This window comes from Phycicoccus jejuensis (assembly GCF_000720925.1).
GTDB lineage: Bacteria > Actinomycetota > Actinomycetes > Actinomycetales > Dermatophilaceae > Phycicoccus > Phycicoccus jejuensis.
Genome location: NZ_JOEE01000041.1, coordinates 1 through 642 on the forward strand (window position 1 = coordinate 1; position 642 = coordinate 642).

The window sequence follows — 642 nt, forward strand, 5'->3', positions numbered from 1 at the left end:
TGATCCGCTGGCTGGATGCCGTCCGGAACGGCAACGTGGCAAAGATTCTGGCCGACCACGCCCCGGATTGCGTAATGTTCGATGTCTCGCCTCCCGAGGGAGGCGTCCGCGGCACGGAAGCGTACTCGGCGGCCTGGCGCCCGTTCGTGCAGTGGATGCGTGGCGGCGCTCACTTCGATCCAGAGGAGTTGTTCGTCGAGGCTGGCGACAGCGTTGGTTTCGCTTGGGCCCTCATCAGGTGCGGGACCGATGAGGACCTACAGCGCGATCCGCGCCGGCGCCTGCGTCTGTCGTTCGGCCTGCGCCGCGATGTACAGGGCAGATGGAGCATCGTGCATGAGCACCACTCATTCACCCACAGCTAACGAAGGTCGCGGCGGTCAGAGCCGCAGCATCCTCAATCACGCCGACCTCGCAACGCTATATGCGGCGCATCAGGGTGAGATCTTTCGCCACTGCTACCGGATGACCGGCTCAGCCATTGATGCTGAGGACCTCTGTCAGGATGTGTTCGCCAAAGCGCTGCTGGCAGCGGGCACGTTTGAGGGACGCGCTTCGGCTCGGACCTGGCTCTACCGGATTGCGACGAACAGGTGCCTTGATTTTCTGCGCCATCACGATCGTCGCTCAATACCGGCCGAC

At 63.4% G+C, this 642-nt stretch carries 2 protein-coding genes; both read left to right on the forward strand.

All coding sequences use genetic code 11. From position 1 onward, the window contains the following. Positions 1-365 (forward strand): nuclear transport factor 2 family protein (locus IG69_RS0119505; RefSeq protein WP_030529827.1); only part of this gene is annotated, 365 nt, incomplete at its 5' end. Further along, a partial coding sequence (locus IG69_RS21860; RefSeq protein WP_157577750.1) for a sigma-70 family RNA polymerase sigma factor occupies positions 337-642 on the forward strand: 306 nt, incomplete at its 3' end. The genes IG69_RS0119505 and IG69_RS21860, both read left to right, overlap by 29 nt.